A 24,672-nucleotide genomic window follows, 5' to 3' on the forward strand; every position below is an offset into this window, starting at 1 on the left:
GCCGTGACCACCGAGAAGCCCCACCTGGCGCCCGCCGTCACGGGTGTCGCCGTGATGTTCGTGCTGCTGCGCCTGCTCGCGGTGTCCCACTACGACTGGCACGTGGCGTTCGCGCTGCTGCACACCCTGGACCTGGAGGACGCGCCGGGGCTGTTCCTGGGCACGTTCATGGCCGACTCGCGCATCAGCAGCGCGCTGCTGGTGCTGATGGTGCCGTTGACGGTCCTCTACGCCATCGGCACGAGGTCGCGCGCGGCGGTGCCGGCGGTGGTGGTGCTGGTGGCGTTCCTGGTCGCGCACGCGCTGACCTACCACCGCTGGTGGGTGCCGGTGGCCGCGGTGGTGCTGACCGCCGCGCTGGTCCTGGTCAGGCGGTGGTCGGGCGCGGTGTTCGTGCTGCGGCGGTTCGGCTGGGTGGTGGGGGCGGTGGCGCTGGTCGTGGCCGCCGTGGTGGCCACGCCGTGGGTGCCGCGCGAGCGCGTGGAGACCACCGGAGGCACCTTCGAGGCCTACGTGATGGAGACCAGCCCCGGGTTCCTGAAAGTGCTCGGCGCGCAGGAGCGGGGGTTCCGCATCCTGCGCGCCGAGGACGTCCGGTCACGCGTCGAACTCGCCGACCACTAGCGGGTCAGCACCACCACCGAGCGGGCGGGCACGCGCACCGAGCCGCCGCCCACCGCGGCCTCGTCGCCGCTCAGCCCGTGGTTGCGCCAGTCGCCGGCGACGGCCACCGACTTCTCCACCGGGTACGGGTTCACCACCACGAGGATCCCGTCGAGGGCCGGGTCCGCGTCCGGACCCGCCGTGTCGTCGAGCAGCGCCGCCACCACGCCCGGCTCGGCGGCCGGGAACGACAGCTTCTGCTGCACGAGCGCGGCGTCACCGAGCGTGAACAGCGGCGAGGACCGGCGGATCCGCAGCAGCTCCAACGTGTTGTCCACGGCCGCCCGCATGTCCGCCGGCGACGGCTTCAGCGCGGCGTCCGCCAGCAGCGGGGCCGCGTAGGGCCACTTGTCCTCGTTGTCCGCCGCCGGCGGCAGGCCGCGCCCGAACCCGTTGTCCCGCAGCGACGGGTCGTAGCGGTTGAACCAGTCGCCGGAGTCGTAGCTGTTGCGGTCCAGCGACTTCGAGCGCAGGAACTCCGCGCCCGCGTGCAGGAACGGCTGCCCCTGGCCCAGCAGCACCGGCGCCAGCGCGACCTTCTGCATCCGCACCCGGTCCGCCATCGACGTGCCGACCGGCAGCTTGAACACCTGCGAGTCGAACAGCGTCTCGTTGTCGTGCGCGTCCGCGTAGGTGATCACGTCGGCGGGTCCGCCGGTGTACCCGGCGGGCGAGCCGTTGTACGGCACGCCCCGGCCGTCGACCACGCCGCCGGAGGTGGACTCGAACCGGTAGGACGCCATGTTGCCCGCCATGCCGAGCTTCACCAGGTCGGTGTAGTTGGCCAGCCGCGCGGCCACGTCGCCGTTGGCCGGCGAGCCGTTCAGGTCGCCCGCCAGGCCCGAGGCCAGGCCCTGGACCCGCGGGTCGGCGTCGAACGGGCCGCCGCCGCGCACCGCGTCGCGCAGCCGGTCGCTGAACGTGCCGATGCCGGTGCCCGCCAGGTTCGCCTGGGTGGCCTGCTCGAACCGGGCGTTGCCGGCGACCTCGCCGAAGTCCCAGCCCTCGCCGTAGACGCGGATCGCCTTGCCGTCCACGCCGTCGCGCTCGACGGTCAGCGCGTCCAGCGCCGCCCGCACCGCGAGGACGTTCGCCTTCGGGTGGTGGCCCATCAGGTCGAACCGGAAGCCGTCCACCTTGTAGGTCCGGGCCCAGCGCACCACCGAGTCCACCACGAGCTTGCCCATCATGGCGTTCTCGGGCGCGGTGTTGGAGCAGCACGTCGAGTTGGCCACGGCGCCGTCGAGGTCGAGCCGCTGGTAGTAGCCGGGCACCACCTTGTCCAGCACGGAGGTCGGCGCGTCGCCGTGGGCGGCCGTGTGGTTGTAGACCACGTCCACGACCACGCGGTTGCCGTTGGCGTGCAACGACTTCACCATCTCGCGGTACTGCCGGGAGCGGGCCCAGCCGTCCTGGGCGTCGTCGGTGGCGTAAGAGCCCTCGGGCACGTCGTAGTGGAACGGGTCGTAGCCCCAGTTGAAGCCGTCCTTCGCGGCCGAGGCGGCCACGCACCCCTGCTGCGCCGGGGAGTCCGGCGGCAGCGCGGCCAGGTCGCAGTCCGGCCGCCGCTGGTCGGCGCGCTTCTCGGGGATGGTCGCGATGTCGAACGTCGGCAGCAGGTGCACGGTGTCCAGCCCGGCCTCGGCGAGCTGCCGCAGGTGCGTCATCCCGGTCGACGACCGGTGCGTGAACGCCTTGTACGTGCCGCGGTCGGCGGCGGGCACCGACTCGTCGCCGATGGAGAAGTCCCGCACGTGCAGCTCGGTGATGCCGTGCTCGGTGGGGTCGGCGCCGAGGCCGCGCGCCACCTCGCCGGCCCAGCCGTCGGGCATGGTGCGGGGGTCGGCGAGGTCGGCGAACTGCGAGTGCGTGGAGTCCACCGACAGCGCCACCGAGTACGGGTCGGTGACGGTCACCGCGCGCCCGGCGACGGTCACCTCGTACCGGTAGTAGCGGTCCTTCCAGTCCCCGCTCGCCGACCACGAGCCCGACGCGTCGTCCCGGGCGAGGTCGACGACCCGCACCGGGTCGCCGGACGGCCGGTCGAACAGCTGGAGCCGCACCGACGACGCGGTGGGCGCCCACAGCCGCGCGGTGACCCGGTCGCCCTCGAACGCGGGCCCGTAGGTCAGCCCCGCGGCCTCGGCGGCGTACCGGTCGTCCAGCACGCCGGCGAGCTGCACGCCCGTGCGGTGCCGCAGGCCGCCGCCGGCGTCGACGTGCACGGCGGACAGCCTGCCGCGCAGCGCCTCGTCGACCCGCGCGGTGTCGCGCACCCGGAACACCGGCTTCCCGCGCAGGTGCGGGAACCGCTCCGGCACCGGCTCCGCCGACGGCTCCAGCCGCAGCACCCTGCCGTCGTACTCCAGGCGGTAGCCGTCGGAGGCCACCACCGGCACGTCCCACACCACCAGGTCCCTGGTCACCCAGTGGGCCTTCGCCTTGGTCAGGTCGTCCTCCACGCCCTCGCCGCCGGACGGCGGCAGCACGTAGGAGATCGAGCCGTCCGGCTTGGCCGAGCCGGAGACGTGCCAGACCTCGTGGCCGGTGCCGGCGACGTCCAGGAACTGGTCCGCGCCGGGGTCCTTGGCGTCACCGCGGTGGATGATGTTGCTCAGCCCCGCCGCGCCGGGCTCCAGCGCCACCGACCAGTACACGCCGAACCCGTCCGAGCCGTCCGGCACGCGCGACTGGTTCCAGCCGGGGCTCGGCTCCAGCGAGCCGGTCCAGTGGTAGAGCGTCCAGTCGGCGTAGTCGCCGTCGGGGCGGTGGTAGTGGATGACCGCGCGGTTCTCCGCCGCGGCCCGGCTCGCGTGCACCGCGCCGCCGTTCACCCACGCGCGCCCGGCCGTGCGCCCGGTGGCCTCGACGGTCCCGTCGCGCACCACCGAGAACTCGACCGGCGAGGTGGTCGGGACGACCGCCACGCCGCCGGTGAACGGGTGGTCGGTCGTGCCGACGCGGACCATCGCGCCGGTCGCGTCGCCCAGGTGCGTCACCACGGCCTGGCCGGTGGCCGCGACCTCGTTGGCGTGCACGGCGGCATCGCCCTGCTTCAGCCACACCTGAGGTGTGGCGCTCGGGTCGACGAACCGGTCGCCGTTGGTGTCCTTCTCGTCGCCCTTGTGCGCGATGAGCCCCACCGAACGCGCGCCCGGCTTCAGCTTCACCCAGGCGAACCGCCCGTACGGGGTCTCGCCGGCGAACGGCAGCGGCGCGTCCCACGTCGGCGCGCCCTCCACGTCGCCCCACACGTGCAGGCCCCACCCGTCGTAGTCGCCGTTCGGGCGGTTGTAGTGCACGACCAGCCAGTCCGAGGAGGCGGCGGTCGGCGGCTCCACCGGCGGCGCGGCGACCAGGCCGAGCTTCGCGCCGTCCGCGCCGAGGTTGCCCCTGGCGTCCTTCGCGACGACCCGGACCTCGACCTCCCCGCCCACCGCCGCGCCGGGCAGCGACGCCAGGTCGGCGAACACGCGGTACGGCGCGGCGTCGTCGGTGCCCAGCACCTGCCAGTCGCGCTGCCCCCGCACGCGCGCGGCGAACGTGGCCTGCGCGTACGGCGAGGAGATGCCGTCGGCGCGCAGCTCGACCCGGTCGTCCAGCACGGTGCCGGTCGGCGGGACGACCAGCGCGGGGGCGGGCGTGGCGGCGCGCAGCGCGCCCGTGCCCTTGAGGACCAGTGCGGACAGCGCGGGCACGGTCACCCGCACCCTGCCGTTCACCGCGTCGACCTGCGAGCCGGCGGCCGGCCAGACCGGTCGGTAGCCGGTGCCCGAGACCGGCACCTCGACGGTGGCGGGCGCGGTGCCCGCGTTGGCCACCACCAGGTGCTCGACCTGCTGGGAGCGACCGGTGCGGCTGAACGCGATCACGTCGCCACGGGCGAGCTTGAGGGTCTGGTTGCCGTCCTTCCACACGGGGTCGCGGTCCACGAACCGCGCCAGGTCGCGGAGCTGCCGGTACAGCGGGTGGTCGGTGCGGAAGTTGTCGACCGCGCCGGTCCGGTCGCTGCCGACCAGGTCCTCGGCGGCGTACTCGGGGGTCGTGGAGGCGAACATGTCCTGGCGGGCCAGCTTGTCGCCGCCGCCGCCCGCGAAGCCCTGCTCGTCGCCGTAGTAGACGACCGGGTTGCCGCGCCACAGGTACATCAGGGCGTTGCCGAGCTTGAGCCGCTCCAGCAGCTCGGCCTCGGGCACGCCGGGCCGGTTCTGCCGCACCATCCAGGCGATGCGGCCCATGTCGTGGTTGCCCAGGAACGTCGGCAGCGAGGAGGCGTTGGAGTCGGCGTCGGTGTACCGGTCGTCGTCCACCAGCACCTGGCCGAGGCGGTCCGCGCCGCCGCCGGACAGGAACGTCGCCGCGCCGCTCTGGAACGGGAAGTCCAGCGCGGCCTGCATCTTCCCCTCGGTGGTGTAGCGCGAGGTGACCGCGGGGTCGGCGTCGAAGACCTCGCCGAACACGAAGAAGTCGCGCTTGCCGCGCTGCTCCGCGTACCGCTTCACGTGCGGGGCGAGCGCCTGCCAGAACTCCACGTTGACGTGCTTGACGGTGTCCACGCGGTAGCCGTCGATGCCCAGGGTGTCGATCCAGCTGGTGAAGATCCGCTTCATGCCCTCGACCACCCTAGGGTGCTCGGTCATGAGGTCGTCCAGGCCGTGGAAGTCGCCGTACTCGGCGGACTCGCCGCTGAACGTCGAGTCGCCCCGGTTGTGGTAGAGCTGCGGGTCGTTGAGCCAGGCCGGGGTCTTCTCGCCCTTGACCACCGGCGTGTACGGCACGGTGAGCCTCGGGAAGTCCGCCTGCCCGGCGATCTCGGCGATGTCGACCGGGTTGCCCCGCTCGTCCAGGTAGGGCTCCGCGCCCGTGCTGACGTAGCCGTACTCGCCCTCGGCGTGGTCGATCAGGTCGGCGGTGTGGTTGGCGACGATGTCGAAGAAGACCTTGATGCCGCGCCGGTGCGCGTCGCGGATCAGCCGCCGCATGTCGTCGGTGGTGCCGAAGTGCGGGTCGAGCTGGGTGAAGTCGGTGGTCCAGTAGCCGTGGTAGCCGGCCGAGACGTCGTCGCCGGAGCCCTGCACCCACCGGTTGCGGAACATCGGGGTCATCCAGATCGCGGTGACGCCCAGGCCGTCGAGGTAGTCGAGCCGGTCGCGCAGGCCCTTGAGGTCGCCGCCGTGGTAGAAGCCCTTGTCTGCGGGGTCGAAGCCGCTCTTGAGCCGGTCGGCCTCGGTGGTGCCGCCCCGGTCGTTGGACCGGTCGCCGTTGGCGAACCGGTCGGGCATCACGAAGTAGAACCGCTCACCGGTCAGGTCGTCGCGCAGGGCGTCCTTGGCCAGCCGCCGGTCCTCACCCCGCACGCCCGGCGCGAGGTCGGTGACCGCGCCCACGGCGAGCCGCTGTTCGGCGGGCGCGGCGGACGTCACGGGTGGTGGTGTGAGCGGCACTACGGCCAGTGCGATGAGCGCGGCGACGGCCCGACGCATCGCGACCTCCTTGTCGCAAGATCTTGCAACCCCGCCCCGGCGGAACGCGGGACGGGGTGCACCAAATCACGACGGAGGAGGTCGGACAAGGCCCAGAAGGCTGCAACTCCTTGCAGGATCTTGCGTCAACGCCGCGGCTGGAGGGTCTTGCTCCACAGCGACCGCCCGGCGATGTCGCGCAGCCACACCATCAGCTCGCCGTCCCGCGACACCTCGACCTCGCCGAAGTGCTGGAACCCGTCCAACGGCGTCGTGTTCGCCGCCGGCGGGGCGTTGACGAACACCGCCTCGGGCCCGAACGTCGGGTCCAGCACGCCAGCGAGTCGATCAGCCAGCGCGTCTGCTCCTCGCCCAGCACGTGCCCGGCGCCGTCGCGCGGCGAGGTGTTGGCGTCCTTGTAGGAGCGCATGTCCAGCACGAACACCTCGACGTGCGCGCCGCGGTAGACCCGCCCGTCCACCGCGCGCAGCGGGTCGATCGGCTGTCACTCGTGGAACGCCCGGAACGCCCTCCGGGCCAGCACGTCCACCCGCTTCTCGGTGTAGAGCGGGGAGTCCAGGATCACTTCCGGGTATGCATATGGCCTGGCTCCTCGGCGGTACGCCCCCGAGGGGAGGACGTATCGAGTGGAATTTTTCCGATCGTGTGATCACTCCGGCGGCGTCCGGCTATAACCGTCGTATGGCGGAGCCACGGTGGGACGGCCTGTTGAGCGGGGATCCGGAGCAGGCGGAGCGCAGCATCGACAACTGGGTCGAGGGGATGCGCAACCGGGCCGATCGCTTGCAGGCGTTGCGCGACCAGGTGGAGCGGATCCGGGTGACGGAAACCAGTCCCAACGGCGCGGTTGTCGTGACCGTCGACTCCACCGGCTCACCGGTGGACGTGCGGTTCACCGATCGGGCGGTCTCGGTGCGCCCCGACGACCTCGGTCCGCTGTTCATGAACACCCTGAATGCCGCTCGCGCGCGGATCGCCGGTGAGGTCCGGGCCGCGACGGAAGCACAGGTGGGCGACGACCTGCCGGACACCCGCCGGATGGTCGTGGACGCCTACCGCGACCGCTTCGGGGACGCCCCGCCACCCGCACCGCGCACTCGCGGGGATGACGACGACTTCGGCGACGAGTCCTACCTCAGGTGAAGGAGGCCGTGGTGAGCGGTTACGACGTCCTGCCCGGTGAACTGCGCGCGCACGCCGCCAAGCTGGAAGCACTGGCCGAGCGGCTGGGCGAGGCGGTGCACGCCGCCCGCGCGGTGAGCATGGCCGACGGCGCGTACGGACAGCTGTGCCAGTTCCTGCCCTCGGTCATGCGCGGCGTCGAGGACCAGGCCAATGACGCGTTGACGGCCGGCACCAAGGGCATCGCCGACATCGCCACCCAGGTGAAGTACACGGCCGACGAGTACGAGCAGCGCGAGGACGATGCCGCGGTCACCTTCGGGAGCCTGCGTTGACCGACACCAACCCGCTCATCGCCCCTGTTCAGGACAGCACGCGGTGGTACTCCGGCATCGGGGTCGCCGAGTCAGCCGCCGACGTCAAGTCCGGTATCGAGAGCGGTAGCTGGGTCGACGTCGGCTTGGGTGTCGCGGGTGTCGGCCTGGAGGCGCTGAGCGTCGTCATCGACCCGCTGGGCTCGTTGATCTCGGCCGGTGTCTCGTGGTTGATCGAGCACGTCAAGCCGCTGTCCGACGCGTTGGACTGGCTCGCGGGCAACGCCGACCTCGTCGCCTCCCACGCGGCCACCTGGAAGAACGTTGCCGAAGCCGTGGCCGGCGTCCGTGACGACTACACGCGCGACGTGGCCGCCGACACCGCCGGGTGGCAGGGGCAGGCGGGGGACGCCTACCGGGCCGCCGCCAAGAACACCGCCGAGGTGCTCGGCGGCGCGTCCACCGCCGCCGACGGGTTCGGCTCGGCCGTGGAGATGGCCGGTGTCGTGGTCGCCGCCGTGCGCGAGGTCGTGCGGGACCTGATCGCCGACCTGGTGGGCCGGTTGATCTCCTGGGCGGCCGAGGTGGCGTTCACGCTCGGGCTGGCCACGCCGGTCGTGGTCGCGCAGGCGTCGGCGGCCGTGGCGCGGTGGGCCGCGAAGATCGGCGACATCCTCAAGAAACTGGTGCGGACGATCGGGAAGCTCGTCCCGCTGCTCCGCCGGCTCGGTGACGTGTTCGGCCAGGTCCGCAAGGTGCTGGACGACCTCAAGGCCCCCGCTCGATCGGGTGATGAACTGCCGCGTCCCGGTCAGACCGGCGGCGCGCGGCCGGTGGACGACGGGTCGTTGCGCGCCTACGACCGCATCGACCGCTGGTCGGAGAACGCGTACCAGTCGATCCGCGGGTCCGACGACGTCGGCGACGTCGCGGGCCACGTCGCCGACGTGCCCCGGGTCGGAGGTGGCACCGGCTTCAGCCGTGCCGAGATCGAGCAGATCAAGAACCACGTGTTCGAGGACCTGCACCCGTTGGAGGGCGTCGACGGGGGCACGGTCATGGCCCGCTTCGACCCCAACCCGGACATGGCGGAGGCGTGGCTGAGGCTGCGGTCGGGACGGGCGCAGCCCTCGGACATCGCCCTGCTCGAACACGAACTCGCCGAGGCGCGATACTGGCAGCAGAACCCGAGCGCCTCGTACCGGGAAGCTCACGCGGCGGCCAACGAGGTGTCGCGGTGGGAAACCCAGATCCCACCCGCGTCCAACGAGGACTACAGCGAGCCTTGGAGGTGATCGCGATGGCGATGCTCGTGTACTTGCACAAGGAGGACGAGACCGAAGCCGAGGCGCGCTACCGGTTCCACACCGACGGCGGAACGCAGCGGTACCTCGTCCTGGACAAGCGGTCGGAGACCATCACGCCCGACGATGGCAACCGCGACGGCGTGTTCCGCGCCGCGGCGGGCAAGCTGGCCAGGACCTGGCTCGACACGAAGGCCGCGCCGGATCGATTGGTGCACCAGAGCTGACCATGTTGGCGAAGCGCTGTCACCGGGGGTTGTAGGCGAACTGGCCCCGGCACTCGTCCAGGGTCTCGGCGACCTTCAGCTTCTCCGGGATGACCAGGTTGCGCCACACCCGCCCGTCCGGCAGCACCATCGACTCCCGGAGCGGGCCGTCCGCGTACGCGGTGTCGCCGCTGTTGACGAAGAAGTCCGACCGGCGGGCAGCCTGCGCAGCCGCACCCGGCCCGTGCCGCCGGTCTCCGGCGTGAGCAGCGGGCCGCGCACCACCCGGGACCTCCGGAACGACGGGTCGCCGGACACCTCGACCAGCATCCGCGCCGGCCGGTCGGCCCGCGTCCACACCAGGCCGCCGTCGACGGTCACGTCACCGGACTGCACGCCGTGCGTGAGCACCGGGCGGCTGCGGCCGTGCGCGAAAGCCACCCCACCGGGCACGAACGCCGCGCGCCCCACCGCTGCCGGCTGGACGACCGGCCCTCCTCCGGTGGTGCAGGGGCTACCGCGGACGGTCGGGCTGCCACCCCCGCCGACCGGCCTGTTGGCTGCATGGTTTCGTCCGCCGTGGACGGAAAGGATCGGTCTCGTTCGTCATCCCCAGTGCCAGATCCCCAGTGCGAAGGAAGAGCATGTCGAGACTGAAGTCCGTGCGCCGTGGAGCGGTCCGGGTGGCCGGCGTCCTGCTGGTGGGCGCGTTCGCCGCCGCGGCGACGACCGGCACCGCCGGCGCCGTCATCAACGGGCAGGACTCCACCGAGCGCTACCAGTTCATGGCCTCGATCCCGCTGACCGTGCCCGCCGCGGGCGACGCCAAGGGCGTCTGCGGGGCGTCGCTGATCCACCCGCGGTGGGTGGTGACGGCGGCGCACTGCGTCGACCAGGGGGCGGGCGGGGCGGTGCTGGACGGGACCGTGCGCGTCGGCAGCGACCGGCGGACTTCCGGCGGCGCCGTCCGGACCATCGACCGCGTGGTGCGCCACCCGGCCTACGAGGTGGCGCCGGGGACGCAGCCCAACCGCAACGACATCGCGCTGGTGCGCCTGGACCGCCCGGTCGCCCAGCGGCCGATCCGGATCGCCGACCGGGCGGGCTCGCCCGGCACCCCGACCCGGCTGCTGGGGTTCGGCACCACGGTCGAGGGGGCCGGCCCGGACGAGTGGGAGTTCCCCGAGCGGCTCCAGCAGCTCGACACCCGTCGCGGCGCCGAGTCCGAGTGCGCGCCCGGCTTCGCGGACCGGACCCGGCTGTGCACGGTCAGCCGGACGGCCGGTGCCATGGCGTGCTCCGGCGACTCCGGCGGGCCGCAGGTCCAGCGCGGGAAGTGGGGGCGGTGGGAGCTGATCGGCGTCACCTCCGGCCCCGGTGACGAGGACGTGCCCTGCGCGAACGGCCCGGGTCTCTACACCAACGCGACCGCGTACACCGGCTGGATCCGCAAGACGATCAGCACCGACCGCTGAGCCCGCGCCGGGTCGTCCGGCGCGACCGGGTGCCGTCGCGATCACCTCGCGCGGCGGCACCCACCACGCGCCTCACCGCTGCTGGCTGGGCAGCCGCCCCTCGGCCATCCGCTTCGCCACGTCCCGCCGCAGCCAGAACAGGTACGCCCACACCAGGCTGAACACCACGCCGATGATGCCCAGCGCGACCATCGCGAACCACCCCGCGATCATCACCACGTGCAGCGCGACGATCACGTACGCGCTCCACGAGTGCTTCAGCAGGGCGCACGTGCCGAGGAACGCGACGATCAGGCCGAGCACCAGGTACCCGGTGCCGCTGCCGATGCCGCCGCCCAGGTTCGCCACCACCGGCAGCGCCAGGGCGACGACGACGGCCTCCAGGATCAGCGTGCCCGCCATGATCCCCCGGAAGCCCTTCATCGGGTCCTTCTTGGGAGCGGGCGCGGTCATGAGGGCTCCTTGCCGAACAGGGCGCGCGCCTCGCCGGCGGTCACCACCGAACCGGTCACCACCACGCCGCCGCCGGAGACCACGTCGCCGTCGTCGTTCTCCTCGGCGAGCCGGATCGCCTCCTCCAGCGCGTCGGGCAGGTGCGGCTGCACGAGCATCCGGTCCTCCCCGAAGATCGGGATGGCCACGCCGGCGAGCAGGTCGGGGTCCATGGCCCGGGGCGAGGAGTTCGCGGTCAGCACGACCTCCTGCACCACCGGCTCCAGCGCGGACAGGATGCCGACGGCGTCCTTGTCGTCCATCACACCGACCACGGCGACCAGCTTGCGGAAGCCGAACTCCTCGTCCAGCGCCTTCGCCAGCGCCTGCGCGCCGTGCGGGTTGTGCGCCGCGTCGACCAGCACGGTCGGCGCCGAGCGCACCCGCTCCAGCCGGCCCGGCGAGGCCACGCCGGCGAACGCCTCGCGCACCGCCTCCACGTCGAGCTGCCGGTCCGCGCCCGCGCCGAAGAACGCCTCCAGGGCGGCCAGCGCCAGCACCGCGTTCGCCGCCTGGTGGGCGCCGTGCAGCGGCAGGAAGACGTCCTCGTACACGCCGCCGAGGCCCTGGAGTCGCAGCACCTGGCCGCCCACCGCGACGTCGCGCTGGAGCACGCCGAACTCCGAGCCCAGCCGCGCGATCGCGGCGTCCACCTCGGCGCACCGCCGCAGCAGCACCTGCTCGACCGCGGCCTCCTGCTGCGCGAGCACGGCGACCGCGCCGGGCTTGATGATCCCGGCCTTCTCCTCCGCGATGCCCGCGAGGTCGCTGCCCAGGTACTCGACGTGGTCGAGCCCGATCGGGGTGACCACCGCGATCCGGCCGTCCGCGACGTTCGTGGCGTCCCACGAGCCGCCCATGCCGACCTCGACCACGGCGGCGTCCACCGGCGCGTCCGCGAACGCGGCGAACGCCATGCCGGTGAGCACCTCGAACTTGCTCATGGGCACCTCGTTGCGCCCGTCCACGATCGCCACGTACGGCTCGACGTCCCGGTAGACCTCGACGTAGCGCTCTGGGCTGATCGGCGCGCCGTCCACGCTGATCCGCTCGGTGGCCAGCTGGAGGTGCGGGCTGGTGTACCGGCCGGTGCGCAGGCCGACGCGCGTGAGCAGCGCGTCGACCATGCGCGAGGTCGACGTCTTGCCGTTCGTGCCGCCGACGTGCAGCACCGGGTAGGAGCGCTGGGGGTCGCCGAGCAGGTCGACGAGCTGCCGGATCCTGGTCAGGCTCGGTTCCAGCTTGGTCTCCGGCCAGCGGGTGTTCAGCTCCGCCTCGACCTGGCGCAGGTCCTCCAGCCCGCCCGCCTCGAACCCGGTCACGACCGCGCGCCCGGGTCCTGGGGCAGCGTCTCGAGGCGGGCGTGGATGCGGTCGACCTCGGCGTTGGCCGCGTCGAGCCGCGCCTGGATCTTCGCCACCACGTCGGCGGGCGCCTTGGCCAGGAACGCCGCGTTGCCCAGCTTGCCCTCGCACTGGGCGCGTTCCTTCTCGGCCACCGCGAGGTCCTTGGCCAGGCGCTTGCGCTCGGCCACCACGTCGATCGCGCCGGACAGGTCCAGCTCGACCTTCACCGTGCCCTTGGGCAGGCCCACGTCCAGCGACACCGACGCCGAGAACCCCTCGTCGGGCTCGGTCATCCTGGTCAGCGCCCGCACCGCCGGCACCTGGTCGAGCAGGTCGACGCAGCACGCGCCGCGCACCGCGCCCGCGACCTTCTGGCCGGGCTTGAGGCCCTGGTCGGAGCGGAACCGGCGGATCTCGGTGACCAGCTTCTTCAGGCCCTCGACCCGCTGCGCCGCCACCTCGTCGGGCGCGGCGCCGGTCGGCGCCGGCCACTCCGCGACCACGACCGACTCGCGGCCGGTGAGCGTGGTCCACAGCACCTCGGTGATGAACGGCGTCAGCGGGTGCAGCAGCCGCAGCACCACGTCGAGCACGTGGCCGAGCACGGCCCGGGTGTGCTCGGCGCGCTCGCCGCCCTCGCCCAGCTGGACCTTGGCCAGCTCCAGGTACCAGTCGCAGAACTCGTCCCACGTGAAGTGGTACAGCGCCTCGCTGAGCTTGGCGAACTGGAAGCCCTCGAAGTGCCGGTCCACGTCGGAGGTGAGCCGGTCGAGCAGGTCGAGGATCCAGCGGTCGGCGTCGGTCAGCTCCTCGCGCGCCGGCAGCGGGCGCTCCACCGTCGCGCCGTTGCCCAGCGCGAACCGGGCGGCGTTCCACAGCTTCGTGGTGAAGTTGCGCGAGCCCGCGGCCCACTCCTCGGCGATGGCCATGTCCGAGCCGGGGTTCGCGCCGCGCAGCAGCGTGAACCGGGTGGCGTCGGCGCCGTAGGCGTCCATCCAGTCGATCGGGTCGATGCCGTTGCCGCGCGACTTGGACATCTTCTTGCCGTGCTGGTCGCGGATGAGGCCGTGCAGGTACACGTGGTCGAACGGCTGCACGCCGTCCATCGCGTACAGGCCGAACATCATCATCCGGACGACCCAGAAGAACAGGATGTCGTAGCCGGTGGACAGCACCGAGGTCGAGTAGAACTTCGCCAGGTCCCCGGTCCGCTCGGGCCAGCCCAGCGTGGAGAACGGCCACAGGCCGGACGAGAACCACGTGTCCAGCACGTCCTCGTCCTGCACCCAGCCCTCGCCGGGCGGCTCCTCGTCCGGTCCGACGCACACCACCTCGCCGTCCGGGCCGTACCAGACCGGGATGCGGTGGCCCCACCACAGCTGGCGCGAGATGCACCAGTCGTTGAGGTTGTCGACCCAGTCGAAGTAGCGCTTGGCCAGCTCCGGCGGGTGGATGGCGGTGCGGCCGTCGCGCACGGCGGCGGACGCCGCCTCGGCCAGCGGCGCGACCTTCACCCACCACTGCAGGGACAGGCGCGGCTCGATGACCGTGTCGCACCGGGAGCAGTGGCCGACGGCGTGCCGGTAGGGGCGCTTCTCGGCCACGATCCGGCCCTGCTCGCGCAGCGCGGCGACGACCGCGGGGCGCGCCTCGAACCGGTCCAGGCCCTCGAACGGGCCCTTGGCCGTGATCACGCCGCGGCCGTCCATGACGGTCAGCGTCGGCAGGTCGTGGCGCCGGCCGATCTCGAAGTCGTTCGGGTCGTGCGCCGGGGTCACCTTGACCGCGCCGGTGCCGAACGCCGGGTCCACGTGCTCGTCGGCGACGACCGGCACGAACCGGCCCGTCAGCGGCACCTCGACGTCGGTGCCGATCAGGTGCCGGTAGCGCTCGTCCTCCGGGTGCACCGCGACCGCGGTGTCGCCCAGCATGGTCTCGGCGCGGGTGGTGGCCACCACGATCGAGCGGTCGCCCGAGCCGTAGCGGATGGAGACCAGCTCGCCGTCGTCCTCGGAGTGGTCGACCTCGATGTCCGACAGCGCGGTCTGGCACCGCGGGCACCAGTTGATGATGCGCTCGGCGCGGTAGATCAGGTCGTCGTCGAACAGCTTCTTGAAGATCGTCTGGACGGCCCGGGACAGCACGTCGTCCATGGTGAAGCGCAGCCGGGACCAGTCCACGCCGTCGCCGAGGCGGCGCATCTGGCCCAGGATCGTGCCGCCGACCTCCTCGCGCCACTCCCAGACGCGCTCGACGAACTTCTCGCGGCCCAGGTCGTGGCGGGACTTGCCCTCGCCCGCCAGGGCGCGCTCGACCGCGGTCTGGGTGGCGATGCCCGCGTGGTCGGTGCCGGGCAGCCAGAGCACCTCGTAGCCCTGCATCCGGCGGCGGCGGGTCAGCGCGTCCATGACGCTGTGGTTGAGGGCGTGGCCCATGTGCAGGCTGCCGTTGACGTTCGGCGGGGGCAGCACGATGGTGAACGGCGGCTTGTCGCTGGTCGCGTCCGCCGTGAAGTAGCCGCGCTCGACCCACCGCTCGTACAGGCCGGCCTCTACCTCGGCCGGGTTCCACGCCGGCGGGAGTCCTGTGCGCTGTGGTGGTGCGGTGGGCGTCTCGGTCACGGTCGAAGTCTACGGAGGCGCGGGTATCGACTTCTAACCAGATACCTGGTAGCGCCCCTGACGTGTGATGCTGTCGCGCGGCAGGAGGCCGGCGCCGGGTTCCCGGGTCCGGCGGTCCCGGTGAGGGGGCGTGCGTCGAGGTGATCGGGAGACCGGCGTAGTGGACGAGTACCGCATCGAGGACCACCCGGACCTGAGGGGCGACGGGTGGGCGCGGGAGGCCGTGCGGAGGGCGGAGCGGCAGGCCAGGGTGCGGCGGCTGCGCTCGTGGCGGCCGCGCGGGCAGGTCCTGGGCGGCCTGGCGATCGCGGTGGCGGCGGTGCTGCTGGCGTGGGCGGTGTTCGCCACCCGGCCGGGCGAGCCGGACGCGTTCGACCCGGACGAGCCGTTCGCGCGCACGACCGCGGCGGACTGGGCGGACGGCGCGGACGGGGTGGTGGCGCCGGAGGCCGGCCCGGTCGGCGGGTTCACCGCCGAGCAGGTCGCCGACGCCTACGCGCGGGTGCGGCAGGCCGTGGTGACGGCGCGGCTGGACCGGCGGGTGGTGGCCGACCACGACCTGGAGCCGCTGTTCGCGCTGTTCGCCCCGGACCTGCGGGACTCGCTGCGCACCCTGTTCGACGGGCGCAACGACGGCGAGGCGGCGCTGGTGGCCACGCGCGCGGACCCGGGTTCGCGGCTCGCGGAGGCGGAGCCGAAGGTGCGCGGCGAGATGGTCGCCGAGGCCGGTCCGGCGGGCGAGTTGGTGGTGCGCACGGACTACACGATCGCCTACGCGTTCGACCCCGACCGGCCCGAGGCGGTGCGCGGGCCGCTGGACGCGGTGGCCGTGGCCCGGTTCCAGGTGCGGTACGCGGTGCGCTCGGGTTCGCCCGGCGTCGAGGGCCTGTGGGCCGACGAGTCGGTCGGCACGCTGCACTCGATCGCGTGCTCGGCCGCGAAGCGCGGCTACCTCGCGCCGGCCCTGGCCGAGCCGGGCCTCCCGGCCGGGTTGGACTTCGACGTCGCCGTGCCCGCGTCGCCGACCGACGGCTGCCCCGACTGACGGCCGTCCCGACTGACCCGCCGGCGGCGCGGAACCGGCGAGGTCACCCGTTCAGCCGATTCGCCGAGTAGTGGCGCCGCTCACAATTGACGTTGATCACCGGTTTCGTCGCAGGTGAGGGCGTCGGATCCACGGGCCGGACAACCCCTTGGGGCCCGTGGGCAGCGGCCGTGCGCCGGCCTGCACCGGGGCGGTCGATCGGGGAGACCGCCGGCGTGCTCGCGCGGGGTGCGCCGGCGGCACGAAGGCCGCGCGGGCGCCCGGCGAAGGCAGAATGAGCGGCATGGAGCGCAGGCCACCGGAGCAGGACGTCGACGAGTCGCGGCTGGACGTGCACGAGCCCAAGCGCTGGGCGGCGGGGCTGCCCGGGGTGGCGGTGTCGCTCAAGCGCGGCGTGGAGCAGATGGGCGTGGCGCGGACGGCGACCACGCTGCGGCTGCTCAACCAGCGCGAGGGCTTCGACTGCCCGGGGTGCGCGTGGCCGGAGCCGCAGGGGCACCGCAGGCTCGCCGAGTTCTGCGAGAACGGCGCCAAGGCGGTGGCCGAGGAGGCGACCAGGCGGCGCGTGGGCCCGGAGTTCTTCTGGCGGCACCCCGTGGCCGAGCTGGCCGGCAAGACCGACTACTGGCTGGGGCAGCAGGGCCGGATCACCGAGCCGGTGGTGCTGCGCGAGGGCTCGGCGCACTACGAGCCCATCTCCTGGCAGGACGCCTTCGACCTGGTCGCGGCGGAGCTGAACGGCCTGGCGAGCCCGGACGAGGCCGTGTTCTACACCTCCGGCCGCACCAGCAACGAGGCCGCGTTCCTCTACCAGCTGCTGGTCCGCTCGTTCGGCACGAACAACCTGCCGGACTGCTCCAACATGTGCCACGAGTCGTCGGGCGCGGCGCTGGCGGAGACCACCGGCATCGGCAAGGGCTCGGTCGGCATCGACGACTTCGCCCACGCCGACCTGGTCGTGGTGGTGGGCCAGAACCCCGGCACCAACCACCCGCGGATGCTGTCGGCGCTGGAGGAGGCCAAGCGGGCGGGCGCGCGCGTCGTGGCGGTGAACCCGTTGCCGGAGGCCGGGTTGCTGCGGTTCAAGAACCCGCAGAACGCGCGCGGCCTGGTCGGCGCCGGCACGCCGCTGGCCGACGAGTTCCTCCAGATCCGGCTGGGCGGCGACCAGGCGCTGTTCCAGGCGGCGGGCCACCTGCTGCTGCGGTGGGGCGCGGTGGACGAGGGGTTCGTCGAGCGCAGCACCCACGGTTTCGCCGAGTACGCCGACCACGTGCGGGAGCTGGACTGGGCGGCGGTCGACCGCGCCACGGGCCTGCCGCGCGCGCAGGTGGAGGGGTTCGCCCGGCTGCTGGCCGGTTCGGAGCGCACGATCTTCTGCTGGGCCATGGGCCTGACCCAGCACCGGCACGCCGTGCCGACGATCCGCGAGATCGCGAACGTGGCGCTGCTGCGCGGCATGATCGGCAAGAGGGGCGCGGGCCTGTGCCCGGTGCGCGGCCACTCCAACGTGCAGGGCGACCGGACCATGGGCATCTGGGAGAAGATGCCGGAGAAGTTCCTGGCCAACCTGGAGGCGGAGTTCGGCATCGAGGTGCCGCGCGCCCACGGCCTCGACACGGTGGCCTCGATCCGCGCCATGCGCGACGGCCGGGTGAAGGTGTTCTTCGCCGTGGGCGGCAACTTCGCCTCCGCCACGCCGGACACGCCGGTGACCGAGGCCGCGCTGCGGGGCCTGGACCTGACCGTGCACGTGTCGACCAAGCTCAACCGCTCGCACGTGGTGCACGGGCGCACCGCCCTGATCCTGCCCACCCTGGGGCGCACCGAGAGCGACCTCCAGCACGGCGGCGAGCAGTTCGTCACGGTCGAGGACTCGATGTCGGTGGTGCACCGCTCGCGGGGCCGGCTGGAGCCGGCGGGCGACCGGCTGCTGTCGGAGGTGTCGATCGTGTGCCGGCTGGCGCGCGCCGTGCTCGGGCCGGCGCACCCGGTGCCGTGGGAGGAGTTCGAGAAGGACTACGACCGGATCCGGGACCGGATCGCGCGGGTGGTGCCGGGCTGCGCGGACTACAACGAGAGGGTGCGCCGCCCGGACGGCTTCGTGCTGCCGCACGCCCCGCGCGACGCCCGCGAGTTCACCGGGACCCGCACCGGCAAGGCGCAGTTCTCGGCCAACGCGCTGACCGTGCTGGAGGTGCCGCCCGGGCGGCTGCTGTTGCAGACCCTGCGCAGCCACGACCAGTACAACACCACGATCTACGGCCTGGACGACCGCTACCGGGGCGTGAAGGACGGCCGGCGGGTGGTGTTCGTCAGCCCTGACGACCTGGCCGACCTGGGCCTGCGCGACGGGCAGCACGTGGACCTGGTGAGCGAGTGGCCGGACGACCCGACGGGGGTGACCGAGCGGCGCGCGCCCCGCTTCCGCGTGGTGGCCTACCCCACGGCGCGGGGCTGCGCGGCGGCGTACTTCCCCGAGGCGAACGCCCTGGTGCCGCTCGACTCGACCGCCGAGGTGTCGGGCACGCCCACGTCGAAGTCGGTCGTGGTGCGGCTGGAGGCGGTGGACTAGCCCGGGGCGCGCCGCCAGGAGACGCCGAACCCGGCCACCAGCTCGCGGTGGTCGCGCACCACGCGCCAGTCGAACCGGACCCAGCCGGACAGCGCGCGCAAGCGCTTGCCGCCGGTCGAGCGATGGCGTTCGGCGGCGCCTTGCTCCTCGCGCATGTGCTGTTTCGCGACGCTCAGCAGCAGGTGGTCGTGCGGCATGGCTCTCCCCCTAGGAGTTGTCGGGCCGGCCGTTGTCGGGCAACACGGTGGTGGACAGGAAGAAGCGGATGGCGCGGGAGCCCTCGGGCCGGTTGTCGGTGTCCCGGCGGTCGGCGTGGCGGTGCAGCACGGCGCGGATCTCCGCCAGCGCCTCGGCGGCCTCCTCGGCGGTGAGGAAGTTCATCGTGGCGTCGATGCCCACGACCTCGCGCCACTCCACCGGTTCCAGCTGCTTGCGGCGGAAGTAGCGGCGCATGGTGGCGAACTCGTGCTCCAGGAGCGCGTCGCTCGCCGCCTCGGCCGCGAGCACCCCCTCCTGGTCCAGTTCGAGGCTCGACCAGCTCTGCTCCTTGCGCGTCAGCCGCCACGGCTTCTGCCTGCCCTTGCCGGTCACCTCCTCCACGAAGCCGTACTTGGCCAGCATGTTCAGGTGGTACGAGCAGCTGGCCACGCTCTCGCCGGTCAGCTCGGCGCACCGGGTGGCCGTGCACGGCCCTTCGCTGGACAGCACCTCGATGAGCTTCCAGCGGAACGGGTGGGCCAGGGCCCGCAGCGCCTTGGGATCGCGGATCAGCTCGTCGTCGGCCATGTACCTCAAGGTACCTTTATCAATCTCCCTTTAGCAAGGAACCTTTAGATAGTGTCGTAACGGCCGCCGCCACCCGGGCGAACACACCGGTGTGACCGCCCGTACCGCGCTGGCCGTCGCGGCGGCGCTCGCGCTGGCCGCGTGCGCCCCCGAACCCCGGGCCGCGCCGACCACCTCCGCGACGCCGCCACCGCCAGCCCCCACCGAGTCGGCGGGCGTGAACTGCGCGGACGCGCCGCAGGACGTGGTCGCGGCGACGCTGCGGCTGCGCCTCAACCACTCGCGCCAGTCCATCGCCGACAACGTCGTGACCTGCACCTACGACGGCGGCGGCGCGCAGGTCCGGTTCACCACCGGCACGGACGCCGAGGCGTTCGCGCGGCGCCGCGCCGGGCGCCGCGACGTCGTCGACGTGCCCGGCCTCCAGGACGAGGCGTACCGCGCCACGACCACCTCCGGCGAGGTCGTGCGGACGGTCGTGGTCGCCCGGCGCGGCACGGTCGAGATCGAGGTGTCCTCCGGCGCCAACACCCGCCACGCCGAGCAACTGGTCTCGGAGCTGTTCGCCCGCCTCTAGCGGGACGACCACCGCTCCAGCACGGCCATCGCCGCGTTGTGCCCGCCGATGCCGCTGACCCCGCCGCCGCGCCGCGCGCCCGCCCCGCACACGAACAGGTTGGCCACGTCGGTCTCCACGCCCCAGCGGCCGACCTCGGCCTCGTCCTCGGCGAACGGCCACGCCAGCTCGCCGTGGAAGATGTTGCCGCGCGGCAGGCCCAGCTCCGCCTCCAGGTCCAGCGGCGAGCGGGCCTCCAGGCACGGCCGGCCCTCGGCGTCGGTGGCCAGGCAGGACTCGATCGGCTCCACCAGGTGCTCGTCCAGCGCGGCCAGGTAGCGGCCGACCAGCTCGTCCCGCAGCCCTTCGCGCCCCTCGAACAGCGACGCGGGCGTGTGCAGGCCGAACAGCGTCAGCGTGTGCCACCCGCGCTCGACCAGCTCCGGCGCGAGGATCGACGGGTCGGTCAGGGTGTGGCAGTACATCTCCGCGGGCAGCACCGACGGCACGCGGCCGGCGGCGCTCTCCCGGTAGGCGGTCTCCAACTGCTCGTAGGACTCGTCCAGGTGCAGCGTGCCCGCGAACGCCAGCCCCGGGTCCACCCCGGACCGGAACCGGGGCAGCCGCTCCAGCAGCATGTTCACCTTGAGCTGGCAGCCCTCGGCCACCGCGCGCCGCGGCCCGCCGCGCAGGACGTCCAAAGTGGACGGCGCGACGCCGGACAGCACGTACCGCGCGCCCACCGCGCGACCGTCGTGCTCGACCTCGGCGGCGACGCCGTCGGCGTCCACCCGGGTCACCTCCGCCCCGGTCACGACCTCCGCGCCCGCCTCCCGCGCCACCCGCTCCAGCTCGGCGGTCACCGCGCCCATGCCGCCCACCGGCACCAGCCACTCCCCCGAGCCGTTGCCGATCACGTGGTACAGGAAGCACCGGTTGGCCGCGAGGTCGCGCAGCGACGCGTGCGTGCCGATCAGCCCGTCCGTGGCCACCACGCCGCGCACCACGTCGTCGGCGAACAGCTCCTCCAGGCCCTCCCCGAGCGGGCGCTCCACCACCCGGTCCCACACGGCCGGGTCGACCAGCGCGCGGGCGCGCTCCCGGGAGACCAGCGGCTCCAGCGCGGTCGGCGCGAGCGCCCTCGCGAACCCCTCCAGCTCCCCGTACCAGCGCCGCCAGCGCCCGTACTCGGCGTCCGACCCGGTGAGCGCCCGGAACGAGGCCGCGGTCGCCGGACCCGGGTCCCGCTCGACCAGCAGGTCGCCCGCCGGCGTGTAGGACGACGCGGCCCGCGACCGCAGCCGCACGCGCAGCCCCAGGTCGGCCACGACCCGGTCGGGCAGCAGGCTGACCAGGTAGGAGTACCGCGACAGCCGCGCCTCCACACCGGGGAACGCCCGCTCGCTCACGGCCGCGCCGCCCACGTGCCCCAGCTTCTCCAGCACCAGCACGCCGAGCCCGGCGCGCGCCAGGTAGGCCGCCGCCACCAGCGCGTTGTGCCCGCCGCCGACCACCACCACGTCGTAGTTGCCCACCGGGAAGACCCTAGCCGGTGGACGGCCCGCCGAGGAGACCCGCGCGCGACCGTCCTCTGTGGACCGGACCGGGCGCCCCGGAGCGGCGCCGGGCCCCCGTCGACCGCCGACGTAGCCTGGTGACCAGGCCCCGGGGGAACCGGGCCCGGAGGAGGAGTTGCGCGATGGGCCGAGTGACCGTGCGTCGTCCGGTGGTCAGCTACGTGCGACGGACGCCCCGCAAGCGGGTCGACTCGCTGGCCGCCGAGGAACCGCTGGAGCTGCGCGTCGGCGGCCGGGCACTGGCCGTGACCATGCGCACCCCCGGCCACGACGTGGAGCTGGCGCACGGGTTCCTGCTCTCCGAGGGCGTGATCACCGGCCTGGCCGACGTGGCCGTGGCGCGGTACTGCGCGGGCGCCGGGCCGGACGGGGTGAACACCTACAACGTCCTGGACCTCGACCTGGCCGAGGGCGTGGCGCCGCCCGAGACGGGGGTCGAGCGGAACTTCTACACGACCTCGTCGTGCGGGGTGTGCGGCAAGGCGGCGCTGGACGCGGTCAAGCTCAAGACCCGCCACTCCCCCGCCGGCGACCCCGCGTCGGTCGACGTGGACGTGCTCGCCGGCCTGCCGGACGCGCTGCGCGAGCGGCAGAAGGTGTTCGCCGCGACCGGCGGGCTGCACGCCGCCGGGCTGTTCACCACCTCGGGCGAGGCGCTGGTCGTGCGCGAGGACGTGGGCAGGCACAACGCCGTGGACAAGGTGCTGGGCTGGGCCGTGCTGGGCGACCGGGTGCCGCTGGCCGGGACCGTGCTGGTGGTGTCCGGGCGGGCGTCGTTCGAGCTGGTCCAGAAGGCCGCGATGGCGGGCGTGCCGGTGCTGGCGGCGGTGTCCGCGCCGTCGTCGCTGGCCGTCGAGCTGGCCGACGAGCAGGGCGTGACGCTGGTCGGGTTCCTGCGCGGCGAGTCGATGAACGTCTACACCCACCACGAACGGGTGACAGCGTGAGACCCCTCGACGGTGTGACGGTGGTCAGCCTCGAACAGGCCGTGGCCGTCCCGTACGCCTCCCGGCTGCTGGCCGACCTGGGCGCGCGGGTGATCAAGGTCGAACGGCCGGGCGCGGGCGACTTCGCCCGCGACTACGACACCGCGTGCGGCTCGGTGTCCTCGTACTTCGCCTGGACCAACGTCGGCAAGGAGTCGGTGGCGCTCGACCTCAAGGACCTGGCGGGCCGCGAGGTGCTCGACCGCCTGGTCGCCCGCGCCGACGTGGTCCTGTGCAACCTGTCCCCGGACGCCGCGCGCCGCCTGGGCCTGGACGCCGACTCCCTCCGCCGGGGGAAACCCGAACTGGTGGTGGGTGAGCTGTCCGCGTACGGCACGGACGGCCCGTACGCGGGGCGCAAGGCGTTCGACGCCCTGGTCCAGTCCGAGGCGGGCCTGGTCGAGCTGACCGGGGACGGCGAGGTCACCGCCCGCGCCGGCATCTCGGTGGCCGACATCGCCGCCGGCGTGCAGCTGCACTCCGCCGTGCTGGCCGCCCTCCTGCACCGCGCCCGCACCGGCGAGGGCGCGACCCTGCGCCTGTCGCTGTTCGAGGCGATGGCCGAGTGGATGCACCAGCCCATGCTGTACGCGGCGGGCACCGGCGCCGCCGCGCCGCGCACCGGGGCGCACCACCCCAGCATCGCGCCCTACGGGCCGTTCCGGTGCGCCGACGGCGCCGTGCACCTGGCCGTGCAGAACGACCCGCAGTGGCGGCGGCTGTGCCGCGTCCTGGGCAGGCCCGAGCTGGCCGACGACCCGCGCTTCGGCACGGTCAGCTCCCGCGTTGCCCACCGCGCCGACCTGCACGCCGCCCTGGACTTCTCCGCGTGGGCCGCCGCCGACCTGCTGGCCGCGCTCGACGAGGCCGACGTGCCCGCCGCCCGCACCCGCACCGTGGCCGAGCTGCCCGAACATCCCCAGCTCACCGCCCGCGACCGGCTGACCCGGGTGACGGTCCCCGGCGGCGGGGTACCCCTGTTGCGACCGCCGGTCGACTCCACCGCGTGGGGGTGGCAGCCCGCGCCCGTGCCGTCACCCGGCGAGCACACCGAACGCGTGCTGCGCGAACTCGGCTACCGAGAGGAAGAGGTGAGGGCACTTTCGGCCGCGACGGCCCGTTGAGTGAAACGACGCCCTCATCTCAGGCGATGCGTCAGGAGAACGGCTGGAGGGCACATGGTCAGCAGGCGCGCGGTGCTCACCGCCCTGGGCGGCGGCGCGCTGGCCGCGGTCGGCGTGACCGCAGGCCTGCGGACGAACGCGCCCTTCGGCGAAGGTCTCCGGTACGCGCTGGGCGTGGCGGGCCGGGTGCCCGCCGTGCAGCGGGCCGTGGTCCGGGTGGACCGCGTCCACTCTCACCGCCGCGGCCGGGGCGTCGACCTGCTCACCATGGTCCCGCCCGGCGTGCCCACCGAGGGCCTGCCCATGTCGCTGCTCCTGCACGGCCGCTTCGGCACGGCGCGCACCGCGGCGGTCGGCCGCATGCAGGAAGTCCTGGTCACGGCCGTGCACCGCGGCTCGGTTCCCCCGTTCGGGTTCGTCGCGGTGGACGGCGGCGACCACTACTGGCACGAGAACGTCCCCGGCGACGACCCCATGGCGATGCTGCTGGAGGAGGTGCCGGCGTGGCTGGCCGAACGCGGCTTCGGCGCGCCGTTCGCCTGCACGGGCGTGTCCATGGGCGGCTTCGGCGCGCTGCTGTACTCCCGCCGCAAGCACGAGCGGCGCGAACCGGTCGCCGCGATCGCCGCCATCGCGCCCGCCCTGCTCACCTCGTGGCGCGAGATGTCCAAGCGGAAGGCGTTCCGCGACGAGGCCCAGTGGGCGTCGCTCGACCCGCTGCGCAACCTCGACGAGCTCGGCGACGCGCCGATCGGCGTGTGGGCGGGCGACCGCGACCACTTCATCGAGGGCACCCGCCGGTTCATCGCCGGCGCGCGGCCCGCGGTGGCCTCGATCACCCCCGGCGGCCACGACGACGCGTACTACCGGGGGATCGTCCCCGACGTCATCCGGTTCCTCGGCCGGCGCGTGCCGCGCTGATCCCCGGCGCCCGATCCCCGCGCTCACGGAACCTCCCCCGGACCTCCACCGAACCCGCACACCGCCGTGCTTGCCT

The 24,672-nt window shown here is 73.5% G+C and carries 19 protein-coding genes and 2 pseudogenes; 12 read left to right on the forward strand and 9 right to left on the reverse strand.

Annotated features, from left to right (window positions below; genetic code table 11):
• Positions 1 to 3: 3 nt before the first annotated feature.
• Positions 4 to 624, forward strand: coding sequence for a hypothetical protein (locus ACFV4N_RS04590; protein ID WP_499671111.1), 621 nt, complete (start codon positions 4 to 6; stop codon positions 622 to 624).
• Here the strand turns inward: ACFV4N_RS04590 and pulA are convergent.
• Both pulA and ACFV4N_RS04600 read right to left on the reverse strand, forming a co-directional pair.
• Complete coding sequence (gene pulA / locus ACFV4N_RS04595; RefSeq protein ID WP_499671112.1) at positions 621 to 6,146, reverse strand: pullulanase-type alpha-1,6-glucosidase; 5,526 nt, start codon at positions 6,144 to 6,146, stop codon at positions 621 to 623. The two genes, ACFV4N_RS04590 and pulA, sit on opposite strands and share 4 nt — an antisense overlap.
• Before the next feature lie 125 nt (positions 6,147 to 6,271).
• Positions 6,272 to 6,720 (reverse strand): annotated as a pseudogene (locus ACFV4N_RS04600) (alkaline phosphatase D family protein); the annotation flags it as partial.
• 71 nt (positions 6,721 to 6,791) lie between these two features.
• Between ACFV4N_RS04600 and ACFV4N_RS04605 the strand changes: the two are divergent.
• Genes ACFV4N_RS04605 through ACFV4N_RS04620 form a run of 4 tightly spaced genes read left to right on the forward strand, consistent with a single transcriptional unit; the run spans position 6,792 to position 9,113 of the window.
• Complete coding sequence (locus tag ACFV4N_RS04605) at positions 6,792 to 7,289, forward strand: YbaB/EbfC family nucleoid-associated protein (RefSeq protein WP_499671113.1); 498 nt, start codon at positions 6,792 to 6,794, stop codon at positions 7,287 to 7,289.
• An 11-nt stretch (positions 7,290 to 7,300) separates the two neighbouring features.
• Positions 7,301 to 7,603: a type VII secretion target gene (locus tag ACFV4N_RS04610; protein WP_499671114.1), complete on the forward strand. Its 303-nt coding sequence runs from the start codon at positions 7,301 to 7,303 to the stop codon at positions 7,601 to 7,603.
• Positions 7,600 to 8,877, forward strand: a complete 1,278-nt coding sequence (locus ACFV4N_RS04615; RefSeq protein WP_499671115.1) for a WXG100 family type VII secretion target — start codon at positions 7,600 to 7,602, stop codon at positions 8,875 to 8,877. Before ACFV4N_RS04610 ends, ACFV4N_RS04615 begins: the two co-directional genes overlap by 4 nt.
• A gap of 5 nt (positions 8,878 to 8,882) precedes the next feature.
• Positions 8,883 to 9,113, forward strand: coding sequence for a hypothetical protein (locus ACFV4N_RS04620; protein WP_499671116.1), 231 nt, complete (start codon positions 8,883 to 8,885; stop codon positions 9,111 to 9,113).
• 28 nt (positions 9,114 to 9,141) lie between these two features.
• On the opposite strand, the pseudogene ACFV4N_RS04625 reads toward ACFV4N_RS04620, so the two are convergent.
• Positions 9,142 to 9,563, reverse strand: a pseudogene (locus ACFV4N_RS04625) (PhoD-like phosphatase N-terminal domain-containing protein); the annotation flags it as partial.
• Positions 9,564 to 9,736: 173 nt separating this feature from the next.
• Here ACFV4N_RS04625 and ACFV4N_RS04630 point away from each other — a divergent pair.
• The gene (locus ACFV4N_RS04630) at positions 9,737 to 10,567 is read left to right on the forward strand and encodes a S1 family peptidase (RefSeq protein ID WP_499671117.1); all 831 of its coding nucleotides are present in this window, start codon (positions 9,737 to 9,739) and stop codon (positions 10,565 to 10,567) included.
• A gap of 72 nt (positions 10,568 to 10,639) precedes the next feature.
• Here ACFV4N_RS04630 and ACFV4N_RS04635 read toward each other — a convergent pair whose 3' ends face one another.
• From ACFV4N_RS04635 to ACFV4N_RS04645, 3 genes are read right to left on the reverse strand one after another with little or no spacing between them, the layout of a single operon-like run.
• The gene (locus tag ACFV4N_RS04635; protein WP_499671118.1) at positions 10,640 to 11,020 is read right to left on the reverse strand and encodes a DUF4233 domain-containing protein; all 381 of its coding nucleotides are present in this window, start codon (positions 11,018 to 11,020) and stop codon (positions 10,640 to 10,642) included.
• Positions 11,017 to 12,381, reverse strand: a complete 1,365-nt coding sequence (folC, locus tag ACFV4N_RS04640) for a bifunctional tetrahydrofolate synthase/dihydrofolate synthase (RefSeq protein ID WP_499671119.1) — start codon at positions 12,379 to 12,381, stop codon at positions 11,017 to 11,019. The genes ACFV4N_RS04635 and folC overlap by 4 nt, the downstream gene beginning before the upstream one ends.
• A complete protein-coding gene (locus ACFV4N_RS04645; protein ID WP_499671120.1) occupies positions 12,378 to 15,026 on the reverse strand; it encodes a valine--tRNA ligase in 2,649 nt (882 codons plus the stop codon). The genes folC and ACFV4N_RS04645 overlap by 4 nt, the downstream gene beginning before the upstream one ends.
• 130 nt (positions 15,027 to 15,156) lie before the next feature.
• Here ACFV4N_RS04645 and ACFV4N_RS04650 point away from each other — a divergent pair, with 130 nt between their 5' ends.
• Both ACFV4N_RS04650 and ACFV4N_RS04655 read left to right on the forward strand, forming a co-directional pair.
• On the forward strand, positions 15,157 to 16,071 hold the full coding sequence (locus ACFV4N_RS04650) for a hypothetical protein (protein WP_499671121.1): 915 nt from the start codon (positions 15,157 to 15,159) through the stop codon (positions 16,069 to 16,071).
• A 283-nt stretch (positions 16,072 to 16,354) separates the two neighbouring features.
• Positions 16,355 to 18,646: an FdhF/YdeP family oxidoreductase gene (locus ACFV4N_RS04655; protein ID WP_499671122.1), complete on the forward strand. Its 2,292-nt coding sequence runs from the start codon at positions 16,355 to 16,357 to the stop codon at positions 18,644 to 18,646.
• On the opposite strand, the gene ACFV4N_RS04660 is transcribed toward ACFV4N_RS04655, so the two are convergent.
• A complete protein-coding gene (locus tag ACFV4N_RS04660) occupies positions 18,643 to 18,843 on the reverse strand; it encodes a hypothetical protein (protein WP_499671123.1) in 201 nt (66 codons plus the stop codon). The genes ACFV4N_RS04655 and ACFV4N_RS04660 overlap by 4 nt on opposite strands.
• Positions 18,844 to 18,853: 10 nt before the next feature.
• The gene (locus tag ACFV4N_RS04665) at positions 18,854 to 19,432 is read right to left on the reverse strand and encodes an ArsR/SmtB family transcription factor (RefSeq protein ID WP_499671124.1); all 579 of its coding nucleotides are present in this window, start codon (positions 19,430 to 19,432) and stop codon (positions 18,854 to 18,856) included.
• A 91-nt stretch (positions 19,433 to 19,523) separates the two neighbouring features.
• Between ACFV4N_RS04665 and ACFV4N_RS04670 the strand changes: the two genes are divergently transcribed.
• Positions 19,524 to 20,009 carry a hypothetical protein gene (locus ACFV4N_RS04670; RefSeq protein ID WP_499671125.1) on the forward strand — a complete coding sequence of 162 codons (486 nt, stop codon included), beginning with the start codon at positions 19,524 to 19,526 and terminating at the stop codon, positions 20,007 to 20,009.
• Here the strand turns inward: ACFV4N_RS04670 and ACFV4N_RS04675 are convergent.
• Positions 20,006 to 21,523 carry a phytoene desaturase family protein gene (locus ACFV4N_RS04675; protein WP_499671126.1) on the reverse strand — a complete coding sequence of 506 codons (1,518 nt, stop codon included), beginning with the start codon at positions 21,521 to 21,523 and terminating at the stop codon, positions 20,006 to 20,008. The genes ACFV4N_RS04670 and ACFV4N_RS04675 overlap by 4 nt on opposite strands.
• Before the next feature lie 164 nt (positions 21,524 to 21,687).
• On the opposite strand from ACFV4N_RS04675, the gene fdhD reads away from it, so the two are divergent.
• The 3 genes from fdhD to ACFV4N_RS04690 are packed head-to-tail and all read left to right on the forward strand — an operon-like array spanning position 21,688 to position 24,596.
• Positions 21,688 to 22,512: a formate dehydrogenase accessory sulfurtransferase FdhD gene (fdhD, locus tag ACFV4N_RS04680; RefSeq protein WP_499671127.1), complete on the forward strand. Its 825-nt coding sequence runs from the start codon at positions 21,688 to 21,690 to the stop codon at positions 22,510 to 22,512.
• Positions 22,509 to 23,675 carry a CaiB/BaiF CoA transferase family protein gene (locus ACFV4N_RS04685; protein ID WP_499671128.1) on the forward strand — a complete coding sequence of 389 codons (1,167 nt, stop codon included), beginning with the start codon at positions 22,509 to 22,511 and terminating at the stop codon, positions 23,673 to 23,675. Before fdhD ends, ACFV4N_RS04685 begins: the two co-directional genes overlap by 4 nt.
• Positions 23,676 to 23,729: 54 nt before the next feature.
• A complete protein-coding gene (locus ACFV4N_RS04690) occupies positions 23,730 to 24,596 on the forward strand; it encodes an alpha/beta hydrolase (protein ID WP_499671129.1) in 867 nt (288 codons plus the stop codon).
• Positions 24,597 to 24,672 lie beyond the last annotated feature (76 nt).

This window comes from Actinosynnema sp. NPDC059797 (genome assembly GCF_042732085.1).
Lineage (GTDB): Bacteria > Actinomycetota > Actinomycetes > Mycobacteriales > Pseudonocardiaceae > Actinosynnema.